The organism is Actinophytocola sp. (genome assembly GCF_035942955.1).
GTDB lineage: Bacteria > Actinomycetota > Actinomycetes > Mycobacteriales > Pseudonocardiaceae > DASYTH01.
The window spans coordinates 1-7,923 of the sequence record NZ_DASZCQ010000139.1; the positions used below are offsets into that span (position 1 = coordinate 1).

Genomic DNA, 7,923 nt, shown 5'->3' on the forward strand with positions numbered 1-7,923 from the left:
CCCCCCCCCCCCAAAAACACCGACGTGAGGCGCAAACACGGCGGTTAGGCGAGGGCGGCGAGCAGCCGGTCCACCGAGGCGGACAGGTTCCACCGCTCCTGCAGCTCGCGCACCCGGTCGAGGTCGCGCGGCTTGTCCGGCACCCGGTCGTCGCGGTCGACGGTGACCGACGCGTCGACGGCCACCCGGACCACGAGCGGCGCCGCGGCGACGTACTTCGCCTCGGCGGCAAGGGCCTCGCGCCAGCGCAGCGGGACGGGGGAGTTGTCCTGTGCCGCGGCGGCGACCAGGCCCTCGAACGATCCGAACCGGGTGATCAGCTTGGCCGCGGTCTTCTCGCCGATGCCGGTCACGCCGGGCAGCCCGTCGGACGGATCTCCGCGCAGCGCCGCCATGTCGGCGTAGGCCGGGCCGGCGTTGGCGACCGGAAGGCCGTACCTGGCGGCCACCTCGGCCGGTCCGTAGGTCTGCACCTTGGCCCAGCCCGCGCCGACGTAGACCACGCTGACCGGGGTGGGCTTGGCGCGCACGACCTGGAAGAGGTCCCGGTCGCCAGTGATCACCTCGACCGGGTCGACGCCCTCCTTGGCGGCCAGCGTGCCGATGACGTCGTCGGCCTCGTAGCCGTCGGCCTCGGCGGTGGCGATGCCGAACGCGTCGAGCAGGTCGAGGATGATCGGAATCTGCGGGGTGAGGGCGTCCGGGACCTCCTCGATGTTGTTCTTGGGGTCGGCCACCCGGTGGGTCTTGTAGCTGGGCAGGGCCTTGACCCGGAACGCCGGCCGCCAGTCTGCGTCGAGGCAGGCCACCAGCCGCGACGGCCGCCGGTCGGTCAGGACCCGCGCGATGGCGTCGGCGAACCCGCGGACGGCGTTGACCGGTTGCCCGTCCGGCGCCCGCATCGAGTCGGGCAGGGCGTAGAAGGCGCGGAAGTACAGGCTGGCCGAGTCCAGCAGCGCAAGAGGACCACTCACGTTGGCAGCCTAGCGGCCCAATCGCAGAGGAATCTTTGCAAAGGATTCTCTGGGGTTTATCCTCGAGTCATGAACGCCGAGCGCCGCTCCGTGGAGCTCGACGGCAGGACCCTGCGGGCGCTGGCCCACCCGCTGCGCGCGCAGATGTTGGGCCTGCTGCGCACCGAGGGCCCGGCGACCGCGACCGGCCTGGCCGCCAGGGTGGGGGAGAGCTCGGGGACGACGAGCTGGCACCTGCGGCAGCTCGCCGAGGCCGGCCTCGTCGAGGAGGCGCCCGACCGCGGAAGCCGCCGGGAGCGCTGGTGGCGAGCCGCGCACCTGTACACGATGATGCGGCTGGAGAAGCTCGTCGACGAACCCGACAACGCCGAGCTGTTCAACGTGTTCCTGCACGAGGTGGCGAGCACGTACTACCGGAAGGCCGCGGCCTTTCTCTCCCAGGCCGGGACGTGGGGCCGGGAGTGGCTGGAGTCGGCGGACTTCTCCGACGACGAGCTGCCGCTGACCGCACCCGAGCTGGTCCGGCTGACCAAGGAGCTGCACGAGATCGTGGCGCGCTACAAGCGCGAGCGCCGCCCCGGCGACGAACGGGTCGTCGTGCAGCTCCAGCTGTTTCCGCGGCGGCCGTCGTGACGAGCGTGCGGTGGGCCGAGCCCACCGGCGTCCGGCGGCGTGGACCGTTGCTGGCGGTGCTCGTGGCCAACGTGCTGTCCGTCTGCGGGACCACGATGACGCTGCTCGCCGTGCCCTGGTTCGTGTTGGAGACCACGGGAAGCCCGGTGCGGACCGGGCTGGTGCTCGGCGTCGAGGTGGCCGGCGTGGTGGTGGCGTCGGTGCTGGGTGGTCCGGTGATCGACCGCTTGGGGCACAAGCGGTCCAGCGTGCTGTCCGACCTCATGGCGGCGGGCGCGGTGAGCGCCGTGCCGGTGCTGCATTTCTCCGTGGGGCTGCCGTTCTGGGCGTTGATCACGCTGGCCGGGGTGCTCGGGACCAGCAGGGCGCCCGGCGAGACCGCGCGGGCCGCGATGATGCCCACGCTCGTCGAGCTGGCCGGCACCTCGCTGCACCGCGCCATGGGTGCCTACGACGGCGTGTCCCGCACCGCCAAGGGGTTGGGCGCCCCGCTGGCCGGCGTGCTGATCGCGCTCGCCGGTGCGCCGTCGTTGCTGCTGATCGACGGCGTGACCTTCCTCGTCTCCGCCGCGCTGGTGGGGATCGTCGTGCCGGATGGGGACGGGCGGCGGCCCGGCGGGGGATACCTGCGCGGGCTGCTGACCGGGTTCGCCTACCTGCGCCGGGACCGCCTGGTCGGCGCGATCGTGCTGATGGTCATGCTGACCAACGCGCTGGACGTCGCCAGCAACGCGGTGCTGTTTCCGGTGTACGCCAAGGACATTCTGCGCAGCAGTGTCGCGTTGGGACTGATGAGCGGGGCGTTCGCCGGTGGCGCGGTGGCCGGCAACGTGCTGTACACCTGGCTCGGCGAGCGGTTTCCCATGTGGCCCACCTACACCGTGGCGTTTCTCGCGGTCGGCGCGCCGCGGTACGTCGTCATGGCCGCCGAGCCCGGCCTGCCGGTGATCCTCGCCGTGCTGGTGCTGTCCGGGACGCTCTGCGGTGCGATCAACCCGATCCTCGACGTCGTGCTGCTGCGCCGGCTCCCGGTCGACCTGCGGGCCAAGGTGCTCGGGTTCATCGCCGGCGGCGTGCTGACCGCGGCCCCGCTCGGCGCGGTGCTCGGCGGGATGGCGGTCGCGGCGTTCGGGCTGACCGCCACGTTGCTCCTGGTGGGTGGTCTGTACCTGCTGGCCACCCTGTGCCCGCTGGTGCTGCCGGTGTGGCGGCGCATGGACGAGGCCGTCCCACCCGCCCACCCGCGGCCTGGCGTTCGCTCCTAAGCTGCAAGGCATGTCAACGGTTTCCGGTGTCACCGCGGCGGTGTTGCGAGCCCGGCTGGCGCGGGCCAGGGCGGCGGCGGCCACGGCCGGCGTCGACGCGCTGCTGATCGCGCCGGGCTCGGACCTGCGGTACCTGATCGGCGGGTCGGGCACCTCGTTCGAGCGGCTCACCTGCCTCGCGGTGCCGGCGGGCGACGCGCCAGCGGTGCTCGTCGTGCCCAAGCTCGAGGCGCCCGGCTACGCGGCCGTGCCGTTCGACGAGCTGGGCGTCGAGCTGGTCACCTGGGTCGACGGCGAGGACCCGTACGCGCTGGTGGCGTCCCGGCTGGGGCGGCCGGTCCGGGTCGCGGTCGGCGACGTCATGCCGGCGCTGCACGTGCTCGGGCTGCGCGGCGCGGTGCCGGCCGCCGAGCAGACCCTGGCCGGCCCGGTGCTGCGCGAGCTGCGGATGCGCAAGGACGCCGCCGAGGTCACCGCGCTGCGGCGGGCCGGGGCGGCGATCGACCGGGTGCACGCGCGGATGGGCGAGTGGCTGCGGGTGGGGCGCACCGAGGCCGAGGTGGGCGCCGACATCGCCGCGGCCATCGTCGCCGAGGGCCATGTGCGCGCCGACTTCGTGATCGTCGGGTCCGGGCCGAACGGGGCCAGCCCGCACCACGACGTGTCCGACCGGGTGATCGAGCCGGGTGACGTGGTGGTGGTCGACATCGGCGGGCCGGTGGCCGAGGGGTACAACTCCGACTCCACCCGGACCTACGCGATCGGCGAGCCCCGCGACGCCGACGTGGCCGCCACCTACGCCGTGCTGCAGGCCGCGCAGCGGGCGGCGGTCGAGGCCGTGCGGCCGGGCGTGCCGGCACAGGAGGTGGACGCGGCGGCCCGGCGGATCATCGCCGACGCCGGGTTCGGCGAGTACTTCATCCACCGCACCGGGCACGGCATTGGGCTGGACGTGCACGAGGACCCGTACATCGTCCGCGGCAACGACCTGCCGCTGGAGCCGGGCATGGCGTTCAGCGTCGAGCCCGGCATCTACCTGCCCGGCCGGTGGGGCGCGCGCATCGAGGACATCGTCGTGGTCACCGACGACGGCGTCGAGCCGCTCAACCACCGCCCGCACGAGTTGGTGGTGCTCCCCGGGTGAGCGGAGCTTGCGGAGCGAACCTACTAATACTCCTGCGTCTCCGAGAAACGAGGAGACGCAGGCTTGGCGGAGCTTGCGGAGCGAACCATTCAACACTGCCCCGTTGCCGAGGAACGAGGCAACGGGGTGGCCATCACCGAGCTTGCGAGGTGATGGCATGACCGCCGCCGACCTGGAGCCGATCGACCGGGCCATCGCCCGCGAGCTGGCCGGAGACGGGCGGTGCAGCTTCACCGACCTCGCCGAGCGGGTCGGGCTCAGCGTCTCCGCCGTGCACCAGCGGGTGCGCCGCCTTGAGCAGCGCGGGGTGATCCGCGGCTACACCGCCCGCCTCGACGCCGAGGCCGTCGGCCTGCCGCTGACCGCCCTGATCTCGCTGACCCCCACCGATCCCGCGGCTCCCGACGACTACCCGCAGCGCCTCGAGCCGATCCGGGAGATCGAGTCCTGCTACTCCGTCGCCGGCGACTACTCCTACGTCCTGCTGGTGCGGGTCGGCTCGCCGGTCATGCTCGAGGACCTGCTCCGCCGGATCCGCGAGGCCGCCCACGTCGCCACCCGCACCACCGTCGTCCTCTCAACCCCCTTCGAGGGTCGCTCACCGGCCCTGTGATCGCTCGGGCGCGACGTCGTCGACGTTCACGCCGAGCGCCGCAAGGGGCTCGCGGGCGGCCGGGCGCAGGCGGACCGATCGGCCGGTGCCGCGTTCGAGCCAGGCGCCGTCGAGTGCCCGGTTCAGCAGGGCCGCGGCGACGGCGCCGCCGAGGTGCTCGCGCCGCTCCGTCCAATCAAGACAGTCGCGGAGCAGCGGCCGGTTGGTGGGTCGCCCGGCGGTCACCCCGAGGTCGGCCAGAACTCGTTGACCCACAGGGGTTATCGACAGACCGGCACTGACGTCGATGAGCCCGCGGTCGATCATGCCGTCGCGCAGCAGCACGCCGAGGCGGCCGGCCAGGTGGTCGTAGCAGGTGCGGGCGGCAGCCAGCCGGCGCGCCAGCAGCGACGCCCTGAGCCCGGTCCGCCGCGGCCGCTGCTCGGCGTGCTCGGCGAGGCTTTCGATCAGCTGCGCGACTTTCGGGTCGGCGATGCGCACGTAGCGGTGCCGCCCCTGGCGCAACGTCTCCACGAAGCCCGCTTTGACCAGTTTGGACACATGCTCGCTGCCGGTCGACGGCGCCACGCCCGCCGCCCGCGCCAGCTCGCCCACCGTCCAGGCCCGCCCGTCGATCAGAGCCAGGCACATGCTGGCCCTGGCCGGCTCGGCCAGCACCGCAGCCACCTCGGCGATCCGCATACCCCCACGTTAGGCGACCGACGCGTCGGCCCCGACCGACACGTGCCGCGCGATCGGGGCCGGTGCTGGTGGCCGGTCAGGCGTTCAGCAGCTGGTTGAAGAAGGCCCGGTAGCGGCGAAGGGCCAGCCGCAGCTCCTCGGTCTGCACGCCGGATCCTTGGCGCCACTGGCCTTCCAGCTCCTGCTTGTGCTCGTTGAACGTGGTCGCCAGCGTCTGCATCACCTCGGCAACGAGGTGGTCGGCGTTCTCCACGGCGTCCCGCGGGTCGTCGACGAACCGGACCTGAACCTGCTGCCACTCCGAGCGGAAGCGCTCCACGTCCTCGGGCCGGAACAGCCGGACCGTGTCCTCGCCCTCGCCCGACGGAGCCATCTGCTCCTCCGCCCGGACCTCACCGCCGGCGGGCCGAATTTCGGCTTCGTCGGGCCGATTCTGCGCCTCGTCGGGCCGCGTGCCGTCCTCGTCAGGGCGGCTCCGAGCGTCGGCGGACCGGAACTCGTCCTGGTCGGACCGGGCGCCGAACTCGTCGCGCCGGGTGCCGAACTCCTCGGACCGGACGTCGAGCTCCTCCTCCGCCGGCCGGTCTTCCAACTCCTCGACGGGGCGCGCCATCGGCTCGTCGGGCTCGTCCACCCGACCCTCGTCGTCGCGCCGGTCCCGGGCTTGTCCGTCGGACCATGCCGTCGATTCGGCGGTCTCCCGCTGCTTCCGGGATTCCGGGATGTCCGGGCGGTCGGGCTCGTCCCACCGCTCGTCGCGGTCAGTCGGTTGGTTGCGCCCGGCGGCCGTCGCCAGATCCTCCGTGTGCAACCGCATCTCCTCGTCCGTTCTCTGATCGTGTCGCATGTTCACGCCTTCCCGCTCGATCGTCCACATCGGTCACCAGGTCCTCGAACATCGCCCGGTAGTGCGTCATCGCCTCGCGAAGCTCCTCAGTGGACACTCGGCCGCGCTCGCTGCGGCTCGTGAGGTCGTGGGCGCTGCGGTAGTGGCCGACGGCCGCCGCGTGCCGCACCGACAGGTCGGCGAGCTGCTGCTCGTAGCCCTCGGTCGGGTAGCCGCGCTCCCTCATCACGACCGTCACCAGCCGGTCCGCCTCGGTGACCGCGCCGCCAGGGTCGTCGACGAACTGGGCCTGGATCCGTTCCCACTGCATGGAGTAGCGGTCCCGTGCCGCCGCGTCCAGCGGACGAATGTCGAGCTGGTCGTGGCGTTTGCGCCGCTCGGCAAGGTCCCGTTCGACCTCGCGCCGGTCCTTGCCCTCCTCGAGCGCCTTGTCGTACTCGGGACCGAACTGCTCCTGCAACTGCCTGCGCCGCATCTGCATCCACGCGAACCACCCCAGCAGCGCGAGTACCACGACGGCGGCCACGATGATCACAATGGTTGCGCCGGTAGACATCACATGTCCTTCCATCAACCTCAAGACAGAACTGGATGATGGATTGCCGGCCACACGCGCGTGAAACGGCCGGCCGCCGGGATTACGGCATTAGGAGCAGCGTGGCCAGCCCCTAATCGCCGATCGTGGTGGCGGAATGCAGGTTGCCGTCGGGTCCGGATAGGCAGGCCGCGGCGCGGTCCGGCGTGTTCAGGAACTCAGCGAGACAGCGTCCGAACTGCGCGTGACCGTTGGCGTTGGGATGGAACGACTCCTGCAGGGCGTGCGTGGCACGCTCGTCGCTGTGCAGGTCCGACCAGTCGACGGCAAGGCGGCGGAACCACTCGCGGTCGGGGTCGCGTGACGAGCAGGCCTCCCGGCCGGCGCCGGCCCGGGACAGGTCGAGGAAGCGGGCGCCGGCGAGCCGGGCGGCCTGCCGCAGACCGGCCGTCAGCGCCGGCACCGCCGCGTCGCGGACCCAGCGCAGGTCCTCCGACCGGAACGGGCAGCCGGACAGGTCCTGCAGGCCCTCGGCGACGTCCGGCCCGACCGGTGCCGCGTACGACTGCAGGATCAGCTCGTAGTCGTGGTCGCGGTACCCGACCCCGCGTAGCGCGGCGCGCACGTCTCGCAGCGCCCTGACCAGCTTGGGCACCATGGCGTCCACCCGGTCCTGCCAGTGCGGCCCGATCGTGTCGCCGCAGCCGGGCCGGGACCTGCTGAACCAGGCCTGCACACACTGGTCGAGCACGTGGGAGAACCCGGGCTCGTCGTTGGCGCCGGCCGCGACGACCACCGCGACCACCCGGTTCTCGCTGGCGACCCTGGCCAGCCGCTCCGCCTGGGACGGCTCGGTGTACTGGATCGCCGCACCCAGGCCGACCTGCGCGCTCGGTGCGCCGGAGCAGGCCAGGTTGATCGTGCCGGCCACGCCGGGCATGTGGGCCCGGTGGATCGACGCGCTGCTCGACCGGTGGCACCAGTTGCCGGCCTCGCCGTCGGTGCCGGGTTCGTAGTTTCCCGCGCCCTCACCGGAGACCGTGCTGTCGCCGAGCGCCACGAGGACCCGCGGCGAGTCGACCGGCGGACCCGGCAGCGGGCCGGTTGCGGGAAACCGGTGATCGCCGCTCAGCGCCAGCGCACCGGCCACGATCACCAGGGGTAGGACGAGCAGCGCGTGCCATCGGCTCGGTCGCATCACGGCCGAGTCTAATGATCGCCGGGACGGGCG

Annotated in this window: 9 protein-coding genes; 4 read left to right on the forward strand and 5 right to left on the reverse strand. The window is 72.6% G+C overall.

What is annotated here, in order from left to right:
* Window positions 1-44: 44 nt before the first annotated feature.
* Window positions 45-974: a 5'-3' exonuclease gene (locus tag VGX25_RS14240; protein ID WP_326918245.1), complete on the reverse strand. Its 930-nt coding sequence runs from the start codon at window positions 972-974 to the stop codon at window positions 45-47.
* Between the two features lie 69 nt (window positions 975-1,043).
* Here VGX25_RS14240 and VGX25_RS14245 point away from each other — a divergent pair, with 69 nt between their 5' ends.
* The 4 genes from VGX25_RS14245 (at window position 1,044) to VGX25_RS14260 (ending at window position 4,629) form a co-directional block, all read left to right on the forward strand.
* Entirely contained in the window at window positions 1,044-1,607 is a 564-nt protein-coding gene (locus tag VGX25_RS14245) for a helix-turn-helix domain-containing protein (RefSeq protein ID WP_326918246.1), read from the forward strand.
* The gene (locus tag VGX25_RS14250) at window positions 1,604-2,872 is read left to right on the forward strand and encodes an MFS transporter (protein ID WP_326918247.1); all 1,269 of its coding nucleotides are present in this window, start codon (window positions 1,604-1,606) and stop codon (window positions 2,870-2,872) included. Before VGX25_RS14245 ends, VGX25_RS14250 begins: the two co-directional genes overlap by 4 nt.
* 10 nt (window positions 2,873-2,882) lie before the next feature.
* A complete protein-coding gene (locus VGX25_RS14255) occupies window positions 2,883-4,016 on the forward strand; it encodes a Xaa-Pro peptidase family protein (RefSeq protein ID WP_326918248.1) in 1,134 nt (377 codons plus the stop codon).
* A 157-nt stretch (window positions 4,017-4,173) separates the two neighbouring features.
* Window positions 4,174-4,629, forward strand: coding sequence for an Lrp/AsnC family transcriptional regulator (locus tag VGX25_RS14260; protein ID WP_326918249.1), 456 nt, complete (start codon window positions 4,174-4,176; stop codon window positions 4,627-4,629).
* On the opposite strand, the gene VGX25_RS14265 is transcribed toward VGX25_RS14260, so the two are convergent.
* The 4 genes from VGX25_RS14265 to VGX25_RS14280 form a co-directional block, all read right to left on the reverse strand.
* Window positions 4,615-5,310, reverse strand: coding sequence for a helix-turn-helix domain-containing protein (locus VGX25_RS14265; protein ID WP_326918250.1), 696 nt, complete (start codon window positions 5,308-5,310; stop codon window positions 4,615-4,617). The two genes, VGX25_RS14260 and VGX25_RS14265, sit on opposite strands and share 15 nt — an antisense overlap.
* A gap of 76 nt (window positions 5,311-5,386) precedes the next feature.
* On the reverse strand, window positions 5,387-6,121 hold the full coding sequence (locus tag VGX25_RS14270; RefSeq protein WP_326918251.1) for a hypothetical protein: 735 nt from the start codon (window positions 6,119-6,121) through the stop codon (window positions 5,387-5,389).
* Window positions 6,072-6,713 carry a hypothetical protein gene (locus tag VGX25_RS14275; protein WP_326918252.1) on the reverse strand — a complete coding sequence of 214 codons (642 nt, stop codon included), beginning with the start codon at window positions 6,711-6,713 and terminating at the stop codon, window positions 6,072-6,074. The genes VGX25_RS14270 and VGX25_RS14275 overlap by 50 nt, the downstream gene beginning before the upstream one ends.
* A 112-nt stretch (window positions 6,714-6,825) precedes the next feature.
* Window positions 6,826-7,890 carry a GDSL-type esterase/lipase family protein gene (locus tag VGX25_RS14280; RefSeq protein WP_326918253.1) on the reverse strand — a complete coding sequence of 355 codons (1,065 nt, stop codon included), beginning with the start codon at window positions 7,888-7,890 and terminating at the stop codon, window positions 6,826-6,828.
* Window positions 7,891-7,923: the final 33 nt, after the last annotated feature.